Below are 23,080 nucleotides of genomic sequence, written 5' to 3'. Positions count from 1 at the left end.
GGAGTCAGAACTATCGTCGCGTATGTCACGATGGGGGGCCGGGCGCACGATCGGCGAGCGCGCCGTGACGATCCAGATCGGCGCGGTCCTCCTCCTCGCGATCGCGTTCTCCGCCCTCGCCCTCTATCAGGTCAACGCCGTTCCCGAGCAGAACCGGGCCGTCGAGATCGATCACAACGATCGCGTCCGGGGCGATCTCGTCGAGCTACGAGATTCGATATTGAACACGGGAACGACCGGCGGAACGCTCGGCGTGTCGATCGAACTCGGCACGCAGTACCGATCCCGGTACGCTACTATCAATCCGTCCCATCCGAGGGGAACTGTACGGACGATCGAACCGGGATCGAACGTTACGATCGCGGAACCCGACGGCAGCGAACACGAATTCGAAACTCGACACTTGGTGTACGAACCCGACTACAACGAGTACGAGCGGGCTCCTCGGACGGTCATCGAACACTCCTTCGTCTACGATCAGTTCGGCGACGCGAACGTCTCCGTTGGGGCACAGCGGTTGGTCGGGAACGAACGCATCTCGCTGATGCTCCTCGACGGGGACCTACACGAACAGGCGGCCGGTACGGCGTCGGTGACCGTCGAATCGCTCGATCCGGTGCGGACGACGACGCTCGACGCCGGAACGACGATCACGTTGCCGACCCGAAGCGTCGAACGGTGGGAAGCGGCGCTCGACGAAACCGGCGGGGTGAGCTATAACGATACCGAGAGCGGTTCCAGCGTGGTGACGATCGACCTCGAGGACGAGTTCGAACTCGAGATCGCTCGGGTCGGCGTGGGGAGCGGTGGAGAATCGTTGGGAGACGGCTTTGCTATCGGATCCGAGAGGAACACTGGGGGAGATGGAAACGGGAGCGGTGCGTACGAGGTCTGGTTCGAAGGCGCCGCGAAGAATGCGTCGGAATGCGAGGATGGCGAGGGCTGTGACTACTATATCGAGGCGGGGGCAACGCCACGGTTCACGGCCGACGCCGGCGCCTCCGAAGCGTCGTTCGACTTCGCCTACGACACCGCTGCCGGCGTAACGGTCGAAAACTTCAGCGAGGACAGTAACCGGGGTGAAACCGAATTTGACGTCGAGGGAGAGGGGACGCTCGAACTGTACGTCTCTAGCGGCGGCAGCAGCGATACGCTCACGATCGATGTCAGGGAGCGCAAGGGCCTCGTCGTGACCGAGGTTGATCCGCAAGATCCCGTCGAAGAGGGCGAGGACCTGCTCGTCGACGTCGTCGTCGAGAATCGGGGCGAGCGAGCGACGACTCAGGAGATCACGTTGGACGTCGACAGCGAGCAGGACGGCACGTTCGACGCGGTCGACGGGATCGAGGAAACCGTTGCCCCCGGTGCGACCGAGAGGGTCACGCTAACGTACACGACCCAGACGGGGGACGAACCGGAAATTGACGTTCGCGGACGGACGATCGACGACGATACTGGCATCGTTCGGGCTGCGGAAGTGTACACGATCGACGACTTCCTGGGCGTCAAAATCGTCGACACGGACGACCCAGTTACCGAGGGCGAAACCATGGAAGTGACCGTTGACGTGCGTCAGACCTTCGGCGCGGACGTGATACTCGAAGTCGACGGCACCGAGGTCGACCGAACCTCCGTCAACGAAAACGGCGAGGTCACGCTCACCTGGGACACCGTAGCGGGTGACGCCGGCACGCACACGCTCACAGCCATCGTAAGCGGCTACTGGTCCGAAGACCAAGACGAGACGAACGTGACGGTGACCGAACCGACGTTCGAGGTCGCAACCGCCGAAATCACCGGCGAGAGCGGCGGGGGACAGGCGGGCGTCTCCCAAGTGACGTTCGCCTACGAGATCAACCCGGGCGTCGACGTCGCGTTCACCGTCTACGACACCAACGGGAACGCGGTCAGCGACACCGTCACGGAGACCTCTACCGGGGCGTTTACGGAGGTCGCCGTGGACGTCGACGCCGGTTCGACTTCGCCCGGACGGGAACCGCGCCCGGTCGAAGCCGAGGCCAGCGTGGTCGGTGGCGAAACCTGTAACGTAATGATCGACGACGGCGACGGAAACGGTCCGTTCGATCTCTGTTCATGAGGCGACTGTAATCGCTTCTCCGACGATCGTCGAAACACCAAACGACAATACCATATAGCGTCGTCATTATTCACCACCCATGACAGCAGTCGGTATCGACGCGATCGAGATCTGGACCGGGAATCTCAAACTCGACTTGCCCGGCACGTTCGCGCCGCAGAAGGGCGAAGACCCCGAGAAGTACACGAAGGGGCTCGGACTCAACGCCAGCTCGTTCCCCGACAGTTACGAGGACATCGTGACGATGGCGGCGAACGCCGCCCGCCGACTGATGGAGCGAAAGGGGCTCGAGCCGGACGACATCGGCCGGATCGACGTCGCGACCGAGAGCGCGTTCGACAACTCGAAGCCGGTTTCGACGTACGTCGCAGGCTGCCTCGAACAGGTGTTCGGCAGCGACTTCCACCACGCGAACAAGGGCGAGCGCAAGTTCGCCTGCATCGCGGGCACCCAGAGCTTGGACGACGCGTACAACTGGATCCGCGCGGGCCGCAACCGCGGCCGCGGTGCGCTCGTGATCGCGACCGACACCGCTCTCTACGCCCGCGGCGACGCCGGCGAGGCGACCCAGGGTGCGGGCGCGGTCGCGATGTACATCAGCGAGGATCCGAGCCTCGTCGAACTCTCGACCGATCAGGGCTACGGCTCGGCCGACGAGACCGACTTCCTCAAGCCGAACCAGCAGTTCCCCTCCGTCGACGGTAAGCGATCGATCCAGGTATACCTCGCCCGGATGCGCGAAGCCTTGGAGGACTACGAAAGCGTCGCGGGCGACGTCCATCCCGACGATTTCACCTTCGCGCCGTTCCACACGCCGTTCCCCGGCATGGTCCGGAGGGCGGCCCTGCTCGCGTACCGGCACGTCATCCGGGACACGAGTATCGAAGACGATCTGGCCGCGGAGATCGGCCGCCAGCCGCGCGCCGAGGCGTTCGACGACGACGAAGCGTACCACGACGCGCTGCGCGAGTACATGGACGCGCTCAAAGAAACGGAGCGCTACCAGGCGTGGTACGACGCGACGATCGATCCGACGCTGACGATCTCCCGCGAGGTCGGCAACTGGTATACCGGATCCGTCCACGTCGCCCGCGCGAGCGCGCTCAAGACGGCGTTCGAGGCCGGCAGGGATCTGACCGGCGAGACGCTGCTCATCGGCTCCTACGGCAGCGGCGCGCAGGCGGAGATCCACGCCGAAACCGTCCAGGAGGGCTGGGAGTCGGAGATCGAAGCGCTCGACGTCGACGAGCAACTCGACGCCCGCTACGAACTCTCCTGGGCGGACTACGAGGAGATCCACGACGCCCACAACCACGAGATGGACGTCGACGTCGAGGAGTTCACGACGCCGAGCGACGAGTTCGTCTTCGACGGCTGGGGTCGCATGGGCGAGCGGAAGTACCGCTACGTCGAGTAGGCGGTTCCGATCGATCCGAGCGGCGAAGTTTTCTCCGCGGGTTTTCTCCGCGATCGATACCCCGGATAAATGAGGGCGCGCCGTCTACCTACGAGTATGGACGACGATTCGGACGGCCGGGGGTGGATCTCGGAGCGAACGGGGCTGACCCTGCTCACGGTGGCGAGCGCCCTGCTCGCGATGCTCATCATCCTGCCGTACCTCCAGTACATCCTCCTCGGAGTCGTGCTCGCGTACATTCTCATGCCGGCACAGCGGCGTCTCGAGACGTACGTGCGACCGATGATTGCGGCACTCACGCTCGTCGTCGTCGCGATCCTCGCGATCCTGCTGCCGACGATGTACGTGCTCGCGCTCGCGCTCCGGCAGGCGCTCGAACTGATTACGGCGATTCAACAGGGGACCCTCGCCGTCGAGGACGTGGAGGAACGCCTCGAGACGACAGGTCTCTCGGTCGATCTCGTCGACCTGTACGAGACGTACCAGCAGCCGATCGAGACGACGTTACAGGGATTTGCGACCACCGGCATCGATTTCGTCACCGGTCTCCCTGCAATTCTCATCGGATTGACCGTGACGTTGTTCGTCCTCTTCGCGCTGCTGCGCGACGGCGATCGGCTGGTCGCCTGGACCCAACGGGTCGTTCCGGTCGAGGACGACGTGTTGGCGGAGTTGTTCGCCGGACTGGATCAGCTCATGTGGGCGTCCGTCGTCGGCAACGTCGCCGTCGCGGCCATCCAGGCGGTGTTGCTCGGCGTCGGACTGGTGCTGCTCGGCGTCCCCGCGATCGCGTTCCTCACCGTCGCGACGTTCGTGCTCGCGTTACTACCGCTAGTCGGCGCGTTCGGGGTCTGGGTCCCGGTTTCGCTCTATCTCATCGCGGTCGGGCAGTTGATCCCGGCGGTCGTGCTCGTCGCTTACGGATCGATCGTCAGCATGTCGGATACGTACCTGCGACCGGCGCTCATCGGCAAGACCGGCGCGTTCAACTCCGCGATCATCGTCGTCGGCATCTTCGGTGGTATCGTCGTCTTCGGCGGCGTCGGCCTCTTCGTCGGACCGGTCGTCCTCGGCGGCGCGAAGATCGCGCTCGATCTGTTCGCCCGCGAGCGATCGGCCAGTCCCGACGTTCCGCCGGCACAGCACGCGGCTCCCGCCGACGTCGGTCCCGCCGACGCGACCGACGCGACCGACGACGCGGCGACGGATACCGATCCGGACACCGGGATTCGGACCGAAAATGCCGCGGCGGACGCGGATCCGGAGGACGCTGACGCCGAGGCGACGGTGAGAAACGAGCGCACCGACCCCTCGACGCCCGACGCTCCCGGCGTCGACCCCGGCCGCGATCCCGAACTCGAGTCCGACGCCGATCCGGACGAGGATGCGTCGTGACCGGTCCCTGGTGCGGTCGCGGTTCGACCCTCGGCGCGCCGTAGAGGGGCCGAAGGGGTGCGTTCATTATCCCGTACCCGTTAGAGCCGTGTATCGTGTCTCGGATCGAACCGCGCTGCCGACCGCATCGGTGTGGGAAGGGACTGTCCGGATCGGTCGACCGAGACCTGCGCGACCTGGCCTAACTATGCACGGAACAGACACCACGGGGAGTCCGTACGCTCCCCACACGGCCGACGAACAGGCGGCGATGCTCGAGGCGATCGGCGTCGACGCGATCGACGACCTCTTCGACATTCCCGCGGACGTACAGTTCGACGACGAGTTCGGGATCGACGCGCGGACGGAACGCGAGACCCGACGGCTCGTTCGCTCGGTCCTCGGTCGCAACGACGACCTGACGGAGTTGCTCGGACGCGGCCACTACGGCTACTACGTGCCGTCGCTGGTCGACCACCTCGCCGATCGATCGGAGTTTCTCACGTCGTACACCCAGTACCAGCCGGAGATCTCGCAGGGGTTCCTCCAGGCGCTGTTCGAGTACCAGTCGCTGCTGGTCGAGCTGGCCGGCCTCGAGATCGCGAACTGCTCGATGTACGACGCCGCGACGGCCCTCGGCGAGGCCGCCACGCTCGCCGATCGGGTCCGCGAGACGAGCGGCCACCGCGTGCTCGTCCCCGACCTGTTGCTCGACGGACGAAAGAGCACGCTCTCGAACTACGTCGCCGGCACCGACCTCGAGATCGAGACGTACCCGATGGACGACGGCAACGTCGACCTCGCGGCGCTCGAAGAGCGCGTCGACGAGGAGTGCGTGATGGTCTACGCCGAGAACCCGACCGTCCGCGGGACGATCGAGGAGCGCCTCGACGCGATCGGCGATATCGCGGCCGACCGCGACGCGCTGTTCGTGCTCGGCTCCGATCCGATCGCGCTCTCCCTGCTCCGGCGGCCCGCCGACGTCGGCGCCGACGTCGTCGTCGGCGACGCGAGCGTGCTCGGGCTGCCGACCAGCTACGGGATGGGGCTGGGTCTGTTCGCCTGTCGCGAGGAGTATTTGCGCCAGGTCCCCGGCAGGCTGGTCGGCGCCAGCGAGGACGCGACCGATCGGCGCGCGTACACGCTCACGCTGCAGACCCGCGAACAGCACATCCGGCGCGAGCGGGCGACGAGCAACATCTGCACGAACCAGGCCTGGGTGGCGCTGCGAACCGCGATGCACGCCGCCTACCTGGGGCCGTCCGGCATGATCGACCTCGCCAAACGCGGCGTCACGCGGGCGGAGGACCTCGCCGCGCGACTCGACCCGATCGTCGGCGTCAAGGCGCCGGTCCACGATCGTCGGCACCTCCGCGAGTTCGTCGCGCACGTCGACCAGCCCGCGGCGGCGGTCGCTGCGGACCTCGAAACGTACGGCTTCGCGGTGCACGTCATCGACGATCACCTGCTCCAGGTCTGCGTCGCCGGCGTCCCGGACGATCGGGTCGACGCCTTCGTCGAGGCGATCGAGGGGGTGATGGGATGACGGCCGACCAGGACGGATTCGGTAACGGAGGCGGATCTCGCGGCAGTCGGTACGACCAAGCCCGCTACGTCGACGACGGGCAGTACGAACCGCTGCTCTCGGAGAAGGATCGAACGAGGGTCGAGATCGACGGCGACGATTCGCCGCTACCGGACGACCTCACCCGGGACTCGCTCGAGCTCCCGGAACTCTCCGAGCCGGAACTGGCCCGCCACTACACGCGGCTCTCCCAGATGGTCTACGGGATCGACAGCGGTCCGTACCCGCTCGGGTCGTGTACGATGAAGTACAATCCGAAGTTCACCGAGGACGTGGCCGCGCTGCCGACCGCGGCGGTCCACCCCGATCGGTCCGACCGATCGATCCAAGGGGCGCTCGAACTCATGTACCGGTTGCAGGACTACCTCGGGCGGATCGGCGGAATGGACGCCGTGACCCTCCAGCCGCCCGCGGGAGCGGCGGGCGAGTTCGTCGGCATCCGGGTCGCCGCGGCCTACCACGAACACAACGGCGAGGATCACCGCGACGAAGTGATCATCCCGGAGAGCGCCCACGGGACGAACTTCGCGACCGCCGCGCTCGGCGGCTACGACGTCGTCTCGCTGCCCAGCAACGACGCGGGACGGGTCGACCTCGACGCGCTCGAGGCGGCGCTGTCGGAGAACACCGCGGCGCTCATGCTGACGAACCCGAACACGCTCGGGCTGTTCGAGCGCGACATCGCCGAGATCGCCGAGATGGTCCACGACGTCGGCGGATTGCTCTACTACGACGGGGCGAACCTGAACGCCCTGCTCGGCCGCGCCCGGCCCGGCGATATGGGCTTCGACGTGATGCACTACAACGTCCACAAGACGTTCGCGACGCCCCACGGCGGCGGCGGTCCCGGCGCCGGCCCCGTCGGCGTCGTCGGGGACCTCGCGCCGTTCCTGCCCGCCCCGCGCGTCCGCGAGGACGGGTCGGGGAAGGGGACCGAACCAGCGTACGAACTGTTCGATCCCGAGCACACGATCGGGAAGGTCCACGGCTACCACGGCAACTGGCTCGTGCTCGTGAAGGCCTTCGCCTACATCGCCCGCCTCGGCGACGAGGGGCTGCTGGATGCCAGCGCGAAGGCGGTGCTCAACGCGAACTACCTCGCCAGCCAGATCGAGTACGACGTGCCCTACGGGCCGTTCCACCACGAGTTCGTCGCCAGCGCGGGCGACCAGGATGCCGCTGACGTCGCCAAGCGGATGCTCGACTACGGCGTCCACCCGCCGACGACCAAGTGGCCCGAGATCGTCCCCGAGGCCCTGATGACCGAACCGACCGAAGTCGAGGGGAAGGACACGCTCGATCGGCTCGCCGCCGCCTTCGACGCGGTCGTCGCCGAGGACGATGAGACGCTCGAGGCTGCGCCCGATCGGACCACCGCCCGCCGGATCGACCAGACCAGCGCGGCGCGGAACCCGCGGCTGTCGTGGCAGGCGCTCGACGACGAGTGATCGAGGAGGCCCGATCGCGATACCCGATTCGGGAATTCGATCGCCGATCAACAGCGTCGAAAACCGGCGCTCCGAGGACCGGCTTACGCGTCCGCGTCGGCGCTGGAGTCGATGCCGTCGATCCGGACGAAGCCGTAGTCGCAGTTCGGACAGTGCCACTTCACCTTCTCGCCAAGGTGCAGCGTCGTGCTCGCCGCGCGGTAGAACGTGACCTCGCCGCAGTTGGGGCACTCGTGGTCGAGTTCCATCGTCATGTGCGAGGGTATCGACCGAGGCGAGTTTAACGTACTGGTTTGCGGGTCGCAACCGTCGCTCCCGAGATGCTCCAAACAATCGTTCTCGGGGCTGAGGCGAAAAAATACGACAGCGGAGTTAAGTTACGGGCGGTCGTCGGTTCGCACATGTCGATCTACACCGGTCGCGGCGACGACGGACAGACCGATCTCCGGGACATGACGCGCGTGTCGAAGGCCAGTGCCCGGATCGAAGCGTACGGGACCGTCGACGAACTCAACGCCCTGCTCGGGACCATCCGCCCGACCGGCTACGACGACGTCGACGAGCGCCTGCGGACGGTGCAGAACGACCTCCACGTCGTCCAGGCGGACTTCGCGAATCCCGACCCCGACGAGGACGACCCCGTCATCCGCTCCGAGCACGTCGAGACGATCGAAACCTGGATCGACGAGTACGACGAGGAACTCGAGCCGCTGATGTCGTTCATCTTGCCGACGGGAAGCGACACGGGGGCTCGGCTGCACCACGCGCGGACGGTGTGTCGGCGCGCCGAGCGACGGGCGGTCGCCCTCGCGAGCGAGGAACGGATCAACGAACAGGCTGTCCAGTACCTGAATCGGCTCTCTGACGGCCTGTTCACGATCGCTCGGGTCGTCAATATGCGCGACGGCGAACCCGAAGAAGCGCCGCAGTACTGACTTCTCTCCTACCGTACGTCGCTCTCGCGTCCCGATTCGTCAGAATCGAGGCCGACCGGCGATCGACCGAGCGCGGCGACACCCCGACGGCGGTAGGTTGAGCGCTGGACCGGCGCGAACGCGACGTCTGGTCGGTCATCAGCGACCGACCAACCCGCTCGTGTCGCGTCCAGCTCGATCGTCGGAGCGGATCTAACTGTCGGATGGGGGACACAAGACGTATCGTGCCTCGAACCTTCGGGTCCTCTCGAAATCCCTCGCTCGACCGCCGAGTATCCGACGGCGGTCGAATCGTCCGCCGACGCTCACCGAGACAGCCGCCAGTCCGATCAGCCGAATATTCTGTTGTCCACGAAAGGTCTATATTCGCCGGCGACCTACGGTCTGTGAGTCACACCCATGAACAAGCACTTCAGCGACAGCCTGTACTACCTCAAGCGCGCCGGCGAACACGCCCGACTCGGCCTTCGAGAGGCGCTCGATCGCGTCGAAACCCGCGTTCGAACGCTGACCGGCCGCGAGGCCGAACCCGAGACCCGACTCGACCGAATCCGCGGCGAACTGGAAGCGCTCGAGGCGCAAGTCGAGGGCCGAGCGAAGGCGGCGCTCGAGGAGGCGCGGACGTCGATCTCGGCGTACCGGCGCCGATCCGAGACGCCGATCGACCGATCGTGAAAGGAAGCCTTAAGTTGAACGCACGGAAAGATCACCCTGCGGGTTGGTGATCTAGTCCGGTTATGATACCTCCTTCACACGGAGGAAGTCGGCAGTTCAAATCTGCCCCAACCCACTACTTCTGTCGCGAGCAAATTCGCAAGCGACGGGATCGTGACGTTGGGCAGATTTGAACCCTGGAAGTCGCAGCTCGCGCAGCGAACATAGTTGGTGAGCAAGAACGTCTTCCTTCTTGACGAAGGTACGCCGTTTGATATCAGATATTATATGGTAACACCAACTTATAACCTAGTGGAATAATACACGGAATCCCTCTTCATGTTTTGATACTATCGGTTACCAATTTTAGAATAGAATAATGCGAAGCGCTGTAGCGGATGCGATCGCCTCCTCGCGGCGACGAGCCTGCGCCGATACTTCGGGAGACGGTTGTATCATGGCCGTCGGCGGTGCTGATGGGGACGATCGCGATCAGCGACGTCCCGACGAAACGGCCCCGTGAGATGCGGCGGGGACAACTCGAACTCCGCCGGAGTGCGATCCGGTTAGCGCGAAAAGAGCCCCTTGAGCCGATCGAGCAATCCCGTCGATCCGCCGGCGTCGGCTTCGTCCGCCGAACCGGTCGCGTCGGCGTCGATCGATCCCGCGAGCGGACCGGCGTCGTCGATCGACCCCGCAAGTGGGCCGGCGTCGTCACCGATATCGGCGCCCGTGGACGTCGGCGCGGAACCGGCCATGGACTGCGTCGCCTCGAGATCGTCGATCGAGAGGTCGATCTCGTCGACTTCGGGCGTTTCCTCGCGTCCTTCGCCCGTTTCTGCCGCTCGCACGTCCGCGCCGGTGACGGCGCCCCGGTCGATGCGAGCGGCGAGCGCGTCGTCGTCGATGGTCGTTTCCGCCTCGTCGGCAGCCGCTGCTTCCTCGTCGTCCAGATTCTGTGTCTCGGCGGTCGAGTTCGTCTCGTTGAGTGCGGCGGCCTGATCGTCGATCGACGCTGCAGACGACGTCGACTCGGACGCAGTCGATCGAGCGCCACCGGCGTCACTTTCGGGACCGTCGCCGGCCGGCGCCCCGTCCGGATCGTCGCGTTCGACTCCCGCCGTCGGTTCCGATTCGGACCCGCCTGCGTCGGCTGCGGAACCGCCGGAGGAAGCGGACGAGGAATCCGACGTCGGTCCGTCCTCGTCCGAGGGGTCCTCGGCGCCCGAGTCGTCGGAATCGCTCGGCGGTTGTGCGCTCGTCGTCGAGCCGTCTTCTTCGTTCCCGTCGGACGGCGTCTCGTCGAGCGAGTCGAGGATGTCGTCGACGCTCTTATTCGAGACGACTCGCCTGGGTCCGCCGCCCGGCTCGAGACTGTCCCCCTTCTCGGTCGATTCGCCGGACCCACCCGCAGATGATCGTCCGTCGCTCATGGTGAGTGAGTGTCGGTCCCGTACCCATAACGTTTCCCCCACGGTGACGTTCAGAGTATCTAACCGGACTCGGACGACGCGGACCGAACGCCGGGTTCGGACCCGGCCCGAAACGGTACGGCTCGGCGGCGATTAGTCGGAGGCGGCCGACTCGGCGGGAACCTCCTCGGCGAGTTCGGGCCTGGCGAGGACGACGTTGATCACGGCTCCCACGAGGATCAGGACGCCCGCGAAGTACAGCCACGTGACGAAGAGGAGGACGACGCCGACGGCGCCGTACGCCGCGTACTGTCCGGCGTTCGCCGCGTAAAGCTGGAATCCCAGCTGGAGGACGGTCCAGCCGATCGCGGCGAAGACCGCGCCGGGAAGGATCTCGCTCGCCGCGACCGGGATCGGCGGGAGGACGTAGTAGATCGGCAGGAAGACGAGTACGAGCCCGACGAGCAGGGCGACGCTACTCAACAGCCCGGTGAAGGGAATCGTCCCCGACGCAAGCCGAATGATCGCCCCGATCGCGATCATCAGCGCGAGCGCGGCCGCGCCAGCGAGGATCACGGTGATCCCGTCGCGGATCTCGTCGACCAGCGAGTCCTCGGCGACCTCGTCGTAGACCTCGTCGAACGCGAGGCTGAGGCCGCGAAACACCTTTAACGCACCCCACGCGGCGATCGCGAGCGCGACGATCGTCGCCTCGGTGCGACCGGCCTCGGTAGTGAGCGCCGCTCGGACCAGCTCTTCGCCCGCGGTCGGGAGGAAGTCGCCGGCGAGCAGGATGAGTCGCTCGGCGGCCGCCTCGCCGCCGACGAGGGAGCCGGCGACGAGCGCGAGCACCACCAGCGGGATCAGCGAAACGAACGCGTAGTACGCGAAGCCGGCGGCCAGAAACGTGACGTCGCGATCGCTCGCCGTCCGGTAGACGGCGGTCAGCGTGTCCGGAACCTCCATGGCGGTCTTAGGGCCTCCGCGACCAAATACCTGAAACGCCCTCGCAACCGGCGGAGGCGACGACTTGGACGGGGACGCGGTCCACTCGTGACAGGGGCGTTCACCACTCGTGACAGAAGTTGTGCGTCGCGTAGACGGCCCCGTCGTCCGCGATGTAGACGCCGACGCCGCCGCGGTCCCAGCCGTAGTCGGCGTGTTCCTCGAGGATCGCGGCCCGGTGGTCGGACGAGTTCATCCACTGGTCGACGAGTCCGACGGCGAGCGCCTCGGCCGTCCGGTACTCGACGGCGCCGTCACCGCCGGGTCGCTCGACGGGTCGGTCGACCCACGTCAGGGCGATGTTCTCGCCGTATCCCTGACAGTAGTTGTCGACGTCGGAGAACCGGTCGTAGGGTTCCTCGCCGTCGGGGTTCGTGTGCGCGAAGTAATCGCGTTGAGCCATGTCGGCGCTGTGGGCGCGGGAGACGGAGGCGACGGTGCCGTCCCACTCCAGGGGTCCGAGTCCGTGTTCGGCGCGGCGATCGTTGACTTCCGCGTGGACGAAGTCCTCGACCGTTACCGAGGAGACGGTTTCGACGTCGGTCACGTACGCCGATTCGCCGGGATCGGCCGGGTCCGTGACGTTGGGGTTCCGCTCGCCGGCCGGCGGGGGCTCCGAACTGGGTTCGGGCTGCGATCCGATTTCGACGTCGCCGATCTCGACGTCGCCGACGAACTGCGGGGCGACGAGGAGCGATCCGAGGACGATCGCACACACGAGCAACGCGGCGGCGAACACCCGGATCGCCGATCCGATGAGGGCCCGATCGCTGCGGTCGTCACCGTCCGAAGAGGCGTCGGGGCGGCCGATCATCAATCGGGAATATCATGCGATCGGATAAGGCTGGCGCGGTAGCTCGCAATCGCTGACACAGTTCGTGAATCGAGACTGTTCTCGAATCCTTACCGATCCGCGGTCGATTCCGATCCGAAGAGAGTCTCGTGGACGCCGATGACGAGGCCGGGGACGACGGCCATGAACAGGTGCTCCTCAAGCGGGATGCCGGCGACGTCGACCCCCGTTCGGAGTTTGATGTCGAAGACGCCGACGGCCAGCGTGTACCGGTCCCAGACGTAGGCGATCGGGTACAGCGCGAGTATCGTCACAGCCGCCTTCCGGAGGGCGTCGGCCCGCCGGAGCAAGAGAACGGCGACGGCTCCCCAGAACAGTTCCGTGGCGAGGTAGGTGTACCGGCCGAACACGCCGATGTCCGGTGCCATACGCCGGGTACGATGACGCCAGGGAAAAGCGCTTGGTCGGCGGAATCCGAGTATCCCGGGCGGTATCTTAAATACCTCGGCCGGCAAACAACCGGCCGTAGAGATGAATATCGCTGATATCGCCACCCAGGACTACATCGAAGTCGACGTCGGAACGCGCATGGGGAAGGTCCGTTCGACCTTCGAGAACGGCAACCCCAAGGGAATCATCGTCACGAACGATGAGGCGTACGAGGGCGTCATCAGCGAGCGGGAGGTCCTCCAATCGCACGTCGAGGACGACGCCAAAGTGGCGGCGCTGATCAAACCCAGTCGGAACTCGCCGGCTCCGAAGGTCGACCGCCAAGAGGATGTCCGGGAGACCGCGCGGGTGCTGATCGAGTCCAACACGAAGGTCGCGCCGGTGTTCGAACACGACGATCTCTGGGGCGTCATCACGGACGACGCGATCCTGGAGGCGGTTCTGGAGAACCTAGACACGCTCGACGTCGACGACATCTACACCGACGATCCGGTGACGATCCAGGAGGACGACGGGGTCGGCAAGGCGATCAACCATCTCCGGGAACACGGCATCTCCCGACTGCCGGTGCTCAACGAGAACGGCTACCTCACCGGCGTCGTGACGACCCACGACATCGCCGATTTCGTCATCCGCGAGAACCACTCGACGACGACGGGCGATCGGGTCGGCGACACCCAGCGACTGCTCGACGTGCCCGTCTACGACATCATGAACAGCCCGGTCGAGACGACGACGCTCGACGCCTCCGTGAAGGACGCCGTCGAGACGATGCTCGAGAAGGATTACGCGGGGCTGATGGTCACCCCCGAGGATGACGATCGGATCGTCATCGGCGTCGTCACCAAGACCGACGTCCTCCGGGCGCTGACCTACACCGAGGAGGACCACATGGACGTCCAGATCACGAACATCTCGCTGCTGGATACGATCACCCGCGAGTCGATCGTCGAGAGCATCCAGGACGTCTCGGACAAGTACCAGGACATGCAGGTGGTCCACGCCCACGTCCGCTTCAAGGAGCACCAGGAGAAGCTCCGCGGGACGCCGCTGATCCACTGCCAGATCCGCCTGCGGACCAACAAGGGCCAGGTCGCCGGCACCGGCGAGGGCTACGGCGCGGAGAACTCCTTCCGGGTGGCGCTGGACAAGCTCGAACGGAACGTCCTCGAGATGAAGGGCGTCACGAGCGACGAGGAGTACCGCGGCCAGCTCCTGCGAAAGCTCAACGAACTCTAGGGGCGATCTCTAAGCGTTCGGTTTTCCGAACGTCGACGCCGGAGCTGAGTCAGTACTACGGCAGTTCGTCGCCGCCTTCGAGCCCTGATCCCGTGATCCGGAACTGAACCGATTCGCCGACCGGCTTCGATCGGTGTTTTTCGAGCGTCGCGCGCCGGTTCCCGCCCCGGAAGCGGTCGATACGAACCACCGTGCCGGTCCAGTGTTCCAGGGTGTTCCCGCCGAGTGCGCGGGTCCGATCGGCGTCGGGATCCGAAAACACCTGGTTCGTCACCACGACGGCGAGGTCGTGCTTGCGCGACAGCGAGAGCAGGTGCGTTATCTGGCGAGCGACGCGGCGAAGGGCCTCGCCGTCGTCACTTTCGCCGGTGCGCTCGAGGCGGTAGAAGCCGGTCGCGCTGTCGAGGACGATCAGGTCGGCCCGTTGGGCGAACCCCTCGGCGTCCCGGACGGCCTCGGCCTGTTCCTCGAAATCGAGAGCCTCCTCGATGACGATTTGGGAGGCGATCGACTCGACGTCGGGTTCCTCGTCGTCAGCTTCCGCACCGTCGCTGTCATCCAGCGAGAGTTGACTCGCGCCGGCCGAGCCCTCGGCGCGAGCCGAGAGCAATTGCTGGAACCGATCGATCGAGACCCCCTCGGTGTCGATATAGACGGCGGTGCCGCCGTGGGCGGCCGCCTCGACCGCGCCCGAGAGTGCGAGATTGGTCTTGCCCGCCGCCGGCGGTCCGTACAACTGCGTGACGGTCCCGCGTTCGAATCCCCCGCCGAGTAACTCGTCGACCGGTTCACAGCCGGTCGGGATCGCCTCGTCGCTCACGGTTCCTCTTACACCGTGACGAGCAAAAAGGCCCCGAAACGGGATCGACGATCGCGGCTCGCGCTCCCCGACCGACACCGGACCCTCTGCGCGGGTCGCGTACGTTTATTCGCTCCCGCCGCGAAGGGCCGGGCGTGATCGTCGTCGCCACCGCAGACTTCGAAGTGTACCACGGCGTCGTCAACGAGCTGCGCGATCGCGGCACCGCGTTCACCACGATCGAGCCCGACGCGGCGCTGCCGGCGGAAACGTCGGTCGTCGTCACCGGCGAGGAATATGCCGACGAGTTCGCGGACGTGACGACGATCGTCGCCGATCCGGACGATCCGCGACGCGCCGTCGACCAGGCGCTGACGGCTGTGCGCGGCGGCGGCGGCCGGACGATCATCGGCGTCGATCCGGGTCGGAAACCCGGTATCGCCGTGCTGGCGGGCGAGATGGTCGTCGCCGCGTTCCAGGTCCCGCTGTCGGACGCCGTCGAGGTCATCCAGCGCGAGGCGAGCGAGGCCCCGTCGCCGGTCGTCCGGATCGGCGACGGCTCCCGCCTCGAGAGCGCGACACTGGTCAACGATCTCGAGGACGTTCGAGTCGAACTCGTCGACGAAACCGGGACGACCCCCTATCTCGGCACCGGATCGCGAGGGATGGGCGACGTCCTCGCCGCGGTCAACATCGCCCGTCTCGAAGGAGAAGTCGTCGACGCCCGAACGATCGAGCCGACCGACGGCGAGTTGCAGGTGATCAAGGATCGGTCCCGCGAGCAAAGCGAGACGAACCGGGCGATCGACGAACTGCTCGCCAGGCGGGTCGCGGCCGGCGAGTTGACGATCGAGGAAGCGCTGGCCGAACACCGCGGCCAAACCGGCGGTTCCGACGATGACGACTCCGAGCCGGCGGCTGACGAGCCGACCGACTAATCGGTTACTCGGCCGGAGCGGATCGCTCTTTGTCGAGACGGATCGCTACCAAGACGGCGGCGCCGCTCGTCGGCGATCGACCGCGCAGAAAATGATATGATTCGTCGACGCTTCGCGGTCACAGTCGACCGGAGTCGGTACGTCGGGAACGACGGGTCGGATTAGCTGCGTCGTGCGAGCATGGCCGCGGCGACCACCGCGACGAGCGCGACGCCGGCACCGAAGCCGGGCATCGATTCGTCGCCCGAGTTTCCGCCATCGTCGTCGCTCTGGGCCGCTTCGACGCTGTTGCCGTCGGTTCCGTTGGCTCCGTCGCTACTGTTAGTACCGTCTTCGCCGTCCGTGCCGTCTTCGCCGTCCGTGCCGTCCTCGCCGTCCGTGCCGTCCTCGATCGTGCCGTTGTTGACGGTCGTCGCGTTGGACTCCGTGATCTGGACGTTCTCGTTCTCCTGGATCGTCAGCTGGAGCGCGGACGCGTTGCCGTTGTCTTCGGCGACCGCGAGGGCGGTGTTCGATTCGAGGTTCAGCTGCGTGATGTTCTGGCTCTGTGCGACTTCCGCCGTCGAGTACTGATCGACGTCGTTCAGCTGTTCGTTCTGGCCGTCGTAGTCGAAGGCGACGGTATCGGTGCCCTCGATCGCGTCGCCGTTAACCGTCACGCCCGTCGTTTCGGTGATGACGGCGCCGCTGAGGTTCTGTCCTTCCTTGAGTCCTTTCTCCTCGAGCGACTTGTCGTGGGGGCTGAGATCGCCGAGGTAGACGTTCAGGGCCTGCGCCGAGGCGACCTGCGCGTTGATGTTCTCCTGGAAGGTCAGCTGAACCGCTTCAGCTTCGCTGCCGTTCGTGGCGATCGCCGCGGCCGTACTGTTGAGCTGAACGTTCGCCTGTTCGACGCTCTGGTACTGCGTGACGCTGGCTTCGGCGGCCTGTTCGAGGTCCGTCTCGCCGTCGTCTTTCTTCTTGTCGTGGTCCTTCTGATCGGCGCCCTGCGCTTTGACCTCCTGGTCGACGATGCTGGATTCGCCGTCCATGCTGGCGGTCGCGATGTTCATTCCCGGCGAGTCCAGCATGATGTTGATGGCCTCGGCGGTGCCGATCTGTTCGTTGAGGTTCGATTGTTCGGTCATCTGAACGGCCGTCGCGGTGGCGTTCTCGCCGACCGCGATCGCGACGGCGCCGCCCATTTCGTAGACGTTCGCCTGCTGGACTTCCTGGGCCTGTTCGACGGACGCGTTGGCGTTCTGGACAGCGCTCACGCCGTCGTGCTTCTTGTGTCGTTCGTGGTAGCTCTTGTTCGGATCGTTGTCGAGATCCTCCGCGTAGACGTTCGTCGCAACGGACGAGCCTTCCTGGAGGTTCTGGTTGGCCTGCTCGGTCACCTGGACGGCGGTCGCCGAGCTCTCGTTCTCCGCGAACGCGAAGGCGACGGTGCCCTGCTTGACGTTCGCCTGCTGGACTGCCTGGGCCTGGGAGACGGACGCCTGCGCCGTCTGCGCGACCGTCGTCTCGCCGTCATCATTAGCGACGCCCCAGCCGTTGAACTGCGGGTTATCGCTTTGGCCCATGACCACGTAGACGTCGCCGACGTCTTCGAACGACGTCTGGGCGTGGTTGCTGTTGTAGTTCTCGGCGTTCGCTTCGCCGGTCTGGGAGTTGGCGTTCCGCTGGTCCACGTCCTGGATGGCGGTCGCTTCGCCACCGCCGATTGCGACGGACACTGCCTCGCCCTGCTCGACGAGGTTCACCTGGCCGACGTCCTGGTACTGGATGACGTCCGAGACGCTGTCCTGCTGGGTCGCCATCGCGCTCGGGCTATCGGCTGATGCGCCCTCGGCGATCATTCCCTCTATTTCGTCTTGGGTGACGTCTCCTTCGACGCCGAACAGGAGGTAGAGATCCTCCCCGTCCTGGAGAGTGTGTACTTGTTTTGTCGGACCGGTACTACTGTTTGCGCCCACGGGGACAGCCATCCCAAGCATCGAGATGGCCACCATCGCGGCCACGAGAGCGGTCGTAAACTGTGATCGTCTGGTCATGGTCATTGTCGCAACGTCTTTGAAATGACCTGTGAGGGTCTTTCGTTGCTGAATGTTTGCGACGCAGACCGGTCTTCCCGGAAGAACGTCTTTGTTATCTGTCGGTTGCACCGAAGAAGAAGTCGCCTATCGATTTCGTGTGGCCTATTTATTCTCCGTAAGGGTCCGTTATCGCGGCGGATCGATCGCAAACAGTTCTCGATGCGCTACTCGTCCTCGAGCCGTCGAAAACCGCCCGACTGAACCGGTTTTAACCGGTCCGAAAACGGATTCAAATCACTTCTTGAGAGCGGTTTGGCATCGATTACTTCGGCGGTGGTCCAGTCGGCCGATCGGTTACGTTTCGCCGCGACGAGACGATCGCGAGGAACGCGCCTCGACGATCGATTCCCCCTCGGTAGGATTACCTTCGGGTGCCATTCGGACGACGGACCTCGCCGCGACTGTCGCCGGTGCCGACCGGGAGCCGATCGCCACCGAAACGCGATCGAATCGAGGTCGCCGACCGATACGCGATCGGCCAGGCGCCCCGGTCGACGCGCGATCGGGTCAGGGACGTGCTTTATTTGCCCGGTCGAATTACCCCCACCGACGGTTCGCACCGTCGAGCATCCGATGGCGCCCGCAATCGTGCACTTCCTCGTCGGCGCGGCGCTCGTCCTGCTGCTAGCGGCGCCGCTGGCGCTGCGCGGCGGCGCGTCCAGGCACCACCTGTGGTTCGTCGCGATCGGCGGTCTCTGGGGGATGAGCCCGGACTTCCACAAGATCGCGCCCGCCTTCCGCGCCGAATTGAATCGGGTTCACGGATCGCCCTGGGCCGACCTCTTCGCGTTCCATTACACGCTCGATCGGCCGCCGTTCGACACCAACCCGATCCAGAGCACCGCGGCGGCGGTCGCGCTCTTCGTCGTCGCCGTCTCCGTGTTCACGGCGGCGGATTCGATCGGCGCGCGGACGCGGCGCGGCACTCGATCCGGCCGGCACGCGCTCGCGGCGCGAGCGCTCGTCTCGAGTTACGCGATCGCGATCACGGGCGTCCTCGCGGGAGCCGTGGTCGGGGTCGCGTTCGCCCGGACCGGTCGAATCGACTCCCTGGCTGCGCTGTTCGGCCGCGAAACCAACGGCGTCGGCTGGGCCCTCCTACTGGCGCTCAGCTGGGCCGCGACCGCGGCGTTCGCCGCCCTCGTCGCGATCGTCGACGCGAGGCTGGGCGCGAGGAATCCGGTCTCGAGCGCGGTACTCGGGCTGTGCTTCGCCGTCGCCGCCTGGGCGGTCGGCGTCACGGTCGGCGTTCCCGTCTGGATGCGCGTGATGCTCGCCCGATCGCGACCGATCCCGTACGTCCACCGGGCGAGTTTCGTCGCGCTCGTCGGATTCGGCCTCGTCCTCGGCGTCGCCTATCCGATCGTCCGCAGACTCGTCGCGCCGCCGGACCGGGCGGGGTCGTAGCGATCGCCGCGCAGCGGAGACCGCGGCGTCGCGGTTACACCACTTCGACAGTCTCAAATACCCGATCGAAGACGTCTTCCTCGGTAAGTTCCTCGTCGAGGTACGCCTTCGCCCATTCGGACTCGACGTGCCAGTACACGTGGTCGCTATCGTCGTCCGAATCGACGCCCGTGACGTCCATTCGCTCCGTCTCGAGCCCGGCGTCCACGGTGTCGACGTACGTTCCGATGAGGTACGCCATCTCGTTGGTGAACCCCTCTTCGGACGTCGTGTTGGCGTAATACTCGACGACGAGTGCGTTGTCGGACAGCTCGACCGAACGAAGTTCCACGCCCCACTGCTGGACGTTCGTTTCGAAAAACACCAGGAGTTCCTCCTCCGATCGCGCTTGCTCTGCGGTGCCGTTGTCGCTCGTGGCGTCGATACTCGCCGGCTGGTCGGCGTCGGCCTCTCCGGAGTCGCCCGCGAGGTCCGCGGCTCCCATCCCGGCTCCGAGTACCGCTCCCCAAAGGGCGAAGACGTAGACGCCAGCGACGACGCCGGCTTGCATTCCGCCGCCGGAATCGACGCCGGGGAGTCCTGACAGTCGCGTCGCTGCGTCTCGATAGTTCGTCGCCACAGCTCCGACGGCGAGAAGCGGCGCTATCACGACGGCGATCGGGAGCAGGACGAGCGCGTATCCGATCCCCAGCGCCACGTTCCGGACGCGGTGGCCGGATCGCATTCCCGGGAGCTGTGCCACCCATGACATGCTCCCCACTGACGTCCCCCGACGTATTGTTAATGGTATTACTACACTTCGATAAGTCGGTCTTAGTGGCGGGCCCGCGTCGTGCGCCCATCGCGGACGTCGTCACGCCGATCGATTTTCGAACCGCGTCCTCCCGGCCGTGCCGGTTCGTCCACGCGGCGGTGGCGCCGATACTGAAACGAGAACGGGCGTCGGCGGCGAGAGAAAGCGAACGGGAGAGATCCGCCGGTCTCGCGCGGAAACGCCCGGTTTGCGATCGGTACGGTGCTCATATATAGTATGCTAGACCGGGTGACACAACGCGATGCTCACGCTCCGTGATACGCTGGATCGACCGACCGTGACCGGCCGGCCCGCACCGACGACGACCGACGCCGAAATCGGGACGGCACACGACGGTTCACTACGGGAGTTCGCGCCGGACCGCGGGACAGCTCTCCGATCGATCGCGGCCGACTCGACCGTTTCGAGAGGGTAGCGATGGTCGGATCGATCACGGCGACCGACGGCTCGGATCGACGCGCCTCGGTCGCGGGGCTCGCACTCGTCGTCGTCGCCGGGCTGGTGATCGGCGCGCTCGCCGGGCCGTCGATCGCCGCCGGAACCGCCGCGTCACCGTCGGCGTCCGGAGCGATCGCTCAGGGCAACGTCTCGGAAGCGGCCTACGACGAACCGGTCCCCACGGAGGGCGATCCGTACTTCGAGGAGGCCGCCGACGACGGAAGCTGGGTCAGTTACGTCAATCCGCGCGACGAGTATCGGGACCCGTATCTCGGCGAGGGCTCCGGGAAGATCTGCGTGACGCTGCTCAACGAGGCCGGCGAACCGATCGTCGGCGAGAGCGTCCCCAACACGAGCGTTACGATCGAGACGGGCGAGTCGCTGGCGTGGCACTCCCAGGCGGATCCGTTCGTCGTCGACTTCCCGCTGACCGAACACTACGTGCGCCCCTTCGACGGCGATCAGTTCGGGACGAGTTCCGACTATCCGCAGGGCGACGGCATCCTCGACGCACACTGCCTCGAGTGGCACGGCCTGCCGGAAAACGAAACCGTCGAGTTCGGCGAGGCGCAGGTCGAGGGCGAGCACGCCGACAAGATCAACGTCGTCGGCTACATCAAGCAACTTCCGGGCGGCGACGGCTGGGACACCGACGTCGATCCGATCGCCGACGCTGAGCCCTACGACGCCACGGAGGGCGGCTGGACCTACGAACCCAACGACTCGCACGGACAAACCGTCGTCGTGTTGCAACTCGAAGGGGGCGAAGGGGCAGGGGAGAGCCAATCGGACGACGGCGGCGGCGGGCTGCTTGACCCTGCGGGCGGAATCGGGTTCGGTACGGCGGCTGCGGTCGTCGCGCTAGCGATCGGTACCATGGCTTGGTATCGGCAGTATCGAGTGTAACGTCTTTCAAATTCGACAAGGGCGTTCCTGATGGGGGCAGTGATCGACACGGTATTGCGGAGGGCTATTTTGCTCAAGATGTCGTGTGAATGATCGCCTCCCTCTATCGAAGACGTTCTCTCTGTGAGCATGTGGCTGGCAGTTATGTCTGGTGACGATCAGTACGATAAAAATGATATAATATCTGTAAATTCATGAATACGGACGATAGATTATAAATATGTATTCCAATCGGGTATCCAGTAAGGGGATGAGATTTATACTTCTACTGCTCGACCAGCGATTATGGCATTGGTCAAACACTACTTCGAAAAAATAATTGAAACGATATATTCTGGATCGGCTAGAAATATAGCGGATCAAACGGGCCTTCATAGCAGTCTCTCAAACATCTATCACGGTCATCTCCGATCTTTTTTTCGGCGTATCGATTTACTTCGATTGCCGTTTCGGCACACCGAACGTATCGACGGAACCGAAGTCTCGTTCATGATCGATACCGAAGTCGAATACGCTCGGATGGACAGCGGTTTTGTCAGGGAAGAAAAACTAATCGGTCGATTTATAGAGCAGCTAGACGATAGCGACATCGTATGGGATATCGGTGCTAACATCGGGACGTACAGTTGTTTTGCCGCTTCAAACGTCCCGCGAGGTGCTGTTATTGCTTTTGAACCCCACCCGGAAAATGCGAGAAAAGTTAGAAAGAACGCGGCACTTAACGGTTACTCAAATATCTCCATTAAAAAAGTCGCGCTATCTGATTCGAACGGTCGTGTAGAACTGTCGCTCGAAAGCGAGAACGTTGGAACCGGTGGCCATACGCTAATACCGGAACAAAGCGATGAGACTGTACCCGTTGAGTCAGGAAACGAAATAGACGTTTCGCTGGTCCGGGGTGACGACCTCGTCGAACGGGACCTCGCCTCGCCAAACGCGATCAAAATCGATGTCGAGGGAGTAGAGGTAGCGGTTCTCAACGGTCTCTCAAAGACCTTGGCGAATCCGGATTGCAAATACGTCATCTGTGAGATACACAAAAACTACGGTGTAGACCCTGGCGAGGTAGAACGTATATTGGAATCGAACGATTTCGAGTGTGAAATACTGGATCCTCATTCAGTCGGAGTAGACTCCAGGGGGAAAGTCGTTTTTCTTGAGGCGCGTAAGGACTAGTGAACGGAGTTAGAACCGTCTTCTGAGACTCTCTCGAGTTCACCGGCGTCGGGGCGAGATGGCGCGTACCTCTTGTATCAGCTCATCGCACAGTATCCCATGCTTATTGGTCCG

At 64.8% G+C, this 23,080-nt stretch carries 20 protein-coding genes and 1 tRNA gene; 13 read left to right on the top strand and 8 right to left on the bottom strand.

The genetic code is table 11. The features are described 5' to 3' along the window. Positions 1–22 precede the first annotated feature (22 nt). From MUH00_RS00885 to gcvPB, 5 genes are all read left to right on the top strand, one after another. Positions 23–2,098, top strand: coding sequence for a COG1470 family protein (locus MUH00_RS00885; protein ID WP_247001744.1), 2,076 nt, complete (start codon positions 23–25; stop codon positions 2,096–2,098). Between the two features lie 79 nt (positions 2,099–2,177). Then, complete coding sequence (gene hmgB, locus MUH00_RS00880; RefSeq protein WP_247001742.1) at positions 2,178–3,515, top strand: hydroxymethylglutaryl-CoA synthase; 1,338 nt, start codon at positions 2,178–2,180, stop codon at positions 3,513–3,515. Positions 3,516–3,611: 96 nt separating this feature from the next. Next, positions 3,612–4,910: an AI-2E family transporter gene (locus MUH00_RS00875; protein WP_247001740.1), complete on the top strand. Its 1,299-nt coding sequence runs from the start codon at positions 3,612–3,614 to the stop codon at positions 4,908–4,910. Between the two features lie 187 nt (positions 4,911–5,097). Continuing rightward, a complete protein-coding gene (gcvPA, locus tag MUH00_RS00870) occupies positions 5,098–6,435 on the top strand; it encodes an aminomethyl-transferring glycine dehydrogenase subunit GcvPA (RefSeq protein ID WP_247001738.1) in 1,338 nt (445 codons plus the stop codon). Next, entirely contained in the window at positions 6,432–7,922 is a 1,491-nt protein-coding gene (gene gcvPB / locus MUH00_RS00865; protein WP_247001736.1) for an aminomethyl-transferring glycine dehydrogenase subunit GcvPB, read from the top strand. Before gcvPA ends, gcvPB begins: the two co-directional genes overlap by 4 nt. Positions 7,923–8,005: 83 nt before the next feature. Here the strand turns inward: gcvPB and MUH00_RS00860 are convergent, their stop codons facing one another. Further along, on the bottom strand, positions 8,006–8,176 hold the full coding sequence (locus MUH00_RS00860) for a DUF7838 family putative zinc beta-ribbon protein (protein ID WP_247001733.1): 171 nt from the start codon (positions 8,174–8,176) through the stop codon (positions 8,006–8,008). Between the two features lie 147 nt (positions 8,177–8,323). Between MUH00_RS00860 and MUH00_RS00855 the strand changes: the two genes are divergently transcribed. From MUH00_RS00855 to MUH00_RS00845, 3 genes are all read left to right on the top strand, one after another. Beyond that, a complete protein-coding gene (locus MUH00_RS00855; protein WP_247001731.1) occupies positions 8,324–8,857 on the top strand; it encodes a cob(I)yrinic acid a,c-diamide adenosyltransferase in 534 nt (177 codons plus the stop codon). Between the two features lie 399 nt (positions 8,858–9,256). Next, a complete protein-coding gene (locus tag MUH00_RS00850; RefSeq protein ID WP_247001729.1) occupies positions 9,257–9,532 on the top strand; it encodes a DUF7553 family protein in 276 nt (91 codons plus the stop codon). A 40-nt stretch (positions 9,533–9,572) separates the two neighbouring features. Then, positions 9,573–9,647, top strand: a tRNA-Val gene (locus tag MUH00_RS00845). 430 nt (positions 9,648–10,077) lie between these two features. On the opposite strand, the gene MUH00_RS00840 is transcribed toward MUH00_RS00845, so the two are convergent. From MUH00_RS00840 to MUH00_RS00825, 4 genes are all read right to left on the bottom strand, one after another. Next, complete coding sequence (locus MUH00_RS00840; protein ID WP_247001727.1) at positions 10,078–10,944, bottom strand: hypothetical protein; 867 nt, start codon at positions 10,942–10,944, stop codon at positions 10,078–10,080. 132 nt (positions 10,945–11,076) lie between these two features. After that, the gene (locus tag MUH00_RS00835; RefSeq protein WP_247001725.1) at positions 11,077–11,889 is read right to left on the bottom strand and encodes a YihY/virulence factor BrkB family protein; all 813 of its coding nucleotides are present in this window, start codon (positions 11,887–11,889) and stop codon (positions 11,077–11,079) included. A gap of 100 nt (positions 11,890–11,989) precedes the next feature. Then, positions 11,990–12,742, bottom strand: a complete 753-nt coding sequence (locus MUH00_RS00830; RefSeq protein WP_247001723.1) for a CAP domain-containing protein — start codon at positions 12,740–12,742, stop codon at positions 11,990–11,992. 89 nt (positions 12,743–12,831) lie between these two features. Next, positions 12,832–13,149 carry a lycopene cyclase domain-containing protein gene (locus MUH00_RS00825; RefSeq protein ID WP_247001721.1) on the bottom strand — a complete coding sequence of 106 codons (318 nt, stop codon included), beginning with the start codon at positions 13,147–13,149 and terminating at the stop codon, positions 12,832–12,834. A gap of 103 nt (positions 13,150–13,252) precedes the next feature. On the opposite strand from MUH00_RS00825, the gene MUH00_RS00820 reads away from it, so the two are divergent. Further along, positions 13,253–14,410: a CBS domain-containing protein gene (locus MUH00_RS00820; protein WP_247001719.1), complete on the top strand. Its 1,158-nt coding sequence runs from the start codon at positions 13,253–13,255 to the stop codon at positions 14,408–14,410. Positions 14,411–14,465: 55 nt separating this feature from the next. Here MUH00_RS00820 and MUH00_RS00815 read toward each other — a convergent pair whose 3' ends face one another. Continuing rightward, positions 14,466–15,230 (bottom strand): AAA family ATPase, encoded by a 765-nt coding sequence (locus MUH00_RS00815; protein ID WP_247001717.1) that lies wholly within the window; start codon positions 15,228–15,230, stop codon positions 14,466–14,468. A 134-nt stretch (positions 15,231–15,364) separates the two neighbouring features. Between MUH00_RS00815 and MUH00_RS00810 the strand changes: the two genes are divergently transcribed. Beyond that, a complete protein-coding gene (locus MUH00_RS00810; protein ID WP_247001715.1) occupies positions 15,365–16,147 on the top strand; it encodes a hypothetical protein in 783 nt (260 codons plus the stop codon). A 161-nt stretch (positions 16,148–16,308) separates the two neighbouring features. Here MUH00_RS00810 and MUH00_RS00805 read toward each other — a convergent pair whose 3' ends face one another. Beyond that, positions 16,309–18,183, bottom strand: a complete 1,875-nt coding sequence (locus tag MUH00_RS00805) for a PGF-CTERM sorting domain-containing protein (protein WP_247001714.1) — start codon at positions 18,181–18,183, stop codon at positions 16,309–16,311. Between the two features lie 615 nt (positions 18,184–18,798). Here MUH00_RS00805 and MUH00_RS00800 point away from each other — a divergent pair. After that, the gene (locus MUH00_RS00800; protein ID WP_247001712.1) at positions 18,799–19,632 is read left to right on the top strand and encodes a hypothetical protein; all 834 of its coding nucleotides are present in this window, start codon (positions 18,799–18,801) and stop codon (positions 19,630–19,632) included. A 34-nt stretch (positions 19,633–19,666) separates the two neighbouring features. On the opposite strand, the gene MUH00_RS00795 is transcribed toward MUH00_RS00800, so the two are convergent. Then, positions 19,667–20,383: a DUF8159 domain-containing protein gene (locus tag MUH00_RS00795; protein ID WP_247001710.1), complete on the bottom strand. Its 717-nt coding sequence runs from the start codon at positions 20,381–20,383 to the stop codon at positions 19,667–19,669. 480 nt (positions 20,384–20,863) lie between these two features. On the opposite strand from MUH00_RS00795, the gene MUH00_RS00790 reads away from it, so the two are divergent. Both MUH00_RS00790 and MUH00_RS00785 read left to right on the top strand, forming a co-directional pair. Next, complete coding sequence (locus tag MUH00_RS00790) at positions 20,864–21,790, top strand: PGF-CTERM sorting domain-containing protein (protein ID WP_247001708.1); 927 nt, start codon at positions 20,864–20,866, stop codon at positions 21,788–21,790. Between the two features lie 489 nt (positions 21,791–22,279). Next, positions 22,280–22,966 carry an FkbM family methyltransferase gene (locus MUH00_RS00785; protein ID WP_247001706.1) on the top strand — a complete coding sequence of 229 codons (687 nt, stop codon included), beginning with the start codon at positions 22,280–22,282 and terminating at the stop codon, positions 22,964–22,966. The last annotated feature ends 114 nt before the right edge of the window (positions 22,967–23,080 follow it).

This window comes from Halosolutus gelatinilyticus, from assembly GCF_023028105.1.
Taxonomy (GTDB): Archaea; Halobacteriota; Halobacteria; order Halobacteriales; family Natrialbaceae; genus Halosolutus; species Halosolutus gelatinilyticus.
The sequence above is the reverse complement of the archived record's forward strand: the minus strand, read 5'-3'. Positions and strand labels throughout refer to the sequence as shown.

Coding starts and splice junctions, on each gene's coding strand:
- MUH00_RS00785 (WP_247001706.1), top strand. CDS start 22,280: ATGATCGATACCGAAGTCGAATACGCTCGGATGGACAGCGGTTTTGTC.
- gcvPA (WP_247001738.1), top strand. CDS start 5,098: ATGCACGGAACAGACACCACGGGGAGTCCGTACGCTCCCCACACGGCC.
- MUH00_RS00840 (WP_247001727.1), bottom strand. CDS start 10,944: ATGAGCGACGGACGATCATCTGCGGGTGGGTCCGGCGAATCGACCGAG.
- MUH00_RS00850 (WP_247001729.1), top strand. CDS start 9,257: ATGAACAAGCACTTCAGCGACAGCCTGTACTACCTCAAGCGCGCCGGC.
- MUH00_RS00795 (WP_247001710.1), bottom strand. CDS start 20,383: ATGTCATGGGTGGCACAGCTCCCGGGAATGCGATCCGGCCACCGCGTC.
- MUH00_RS00855 (WP_247001731.1), top strand. CDS start 8,324: ATGTCGATCTACACCGGTCGCGGCGACGACGGACAGACCGATCTCCGG.
- MUH00_RS00825 (WP_247001721.1), bottom strand. CDS start 13,149: ATGGCACCGGACATCGGCGTGTTCGGCCGGTACACCTACCTCGCCACG.
- MUH00_RS00885 (WP_247001744.1), top strand. CDS start 23: ATGTCACGATGGGGGGCCGGGCGCACGATCGGCGAGCGCGCCGTGACG.
- MUH00_RS00820 (WP_247001719.1), top strand. CDS start 13,253: ATGAATATCGCTGATATCGCCACCCAGGACTACATCGAAGTCGACGTC.
- MUH00_RS00800 (WP_247001712.1), top strand. CDS start 18,799: ATGGCGCCCGCAATCGTGCACTTCCTCGTCGGCGCGGCGCTCGTCCTG.
- MUH00_RS00830 (WP_247001723.1), bottom strand. CDS start 12,742: ATGATCGGCCGCCCCGACGCCTCTTCGGACGGTGACGACCGCAGCGAT.
- MUH00_RS00805 (WP_247001714.1), bottom strand. CDS start 18,183: ATGACCAGACGATCACAGTTTACGACCGCTCTCGTGGCCGCGATGGTG.
- MUH00_RS00860 (WP_247001733.1), bottom strand. CDS start 8,176: ATGACGATGGAACTCGACCACGAGTGCCCCAACTGCGGCGAGGTCACG.
- gcvPB (WP_247001736.1), top strand. CDS start 6,432: ATGACGGCCGACCAGGACGGATTCGGTAACGGAGGCGGATCTCGCGGC.
- MUH00_RS00875 (WP_247001740.1), top strand. CDS start 3,612: ATGGACGACGATTCGGACGGCCGGGGGTGGATCTCGGAGCGAACGGGG.
- MUH00_RS00790 (WP_247001708.1), top strand. CDS start 20,864: ATGGTCGGATCGATCACGGCGACCGACGGCTCGGATCGACGCGCCTCG.
- MUH00_RS00835 (WP_247001725.1), bottom strand. CDS start 11,889: ATGGAGGTTCCGGACACGCTGACCGCCGTCTACCGGACGGCGAGCGAT.
- hmgB (WP_247001742.1), top strand. CDS start 2,178: ATGACAGCAGTCGGTATCGACGCGATCGAGATCTGGACCGGGAATCTC.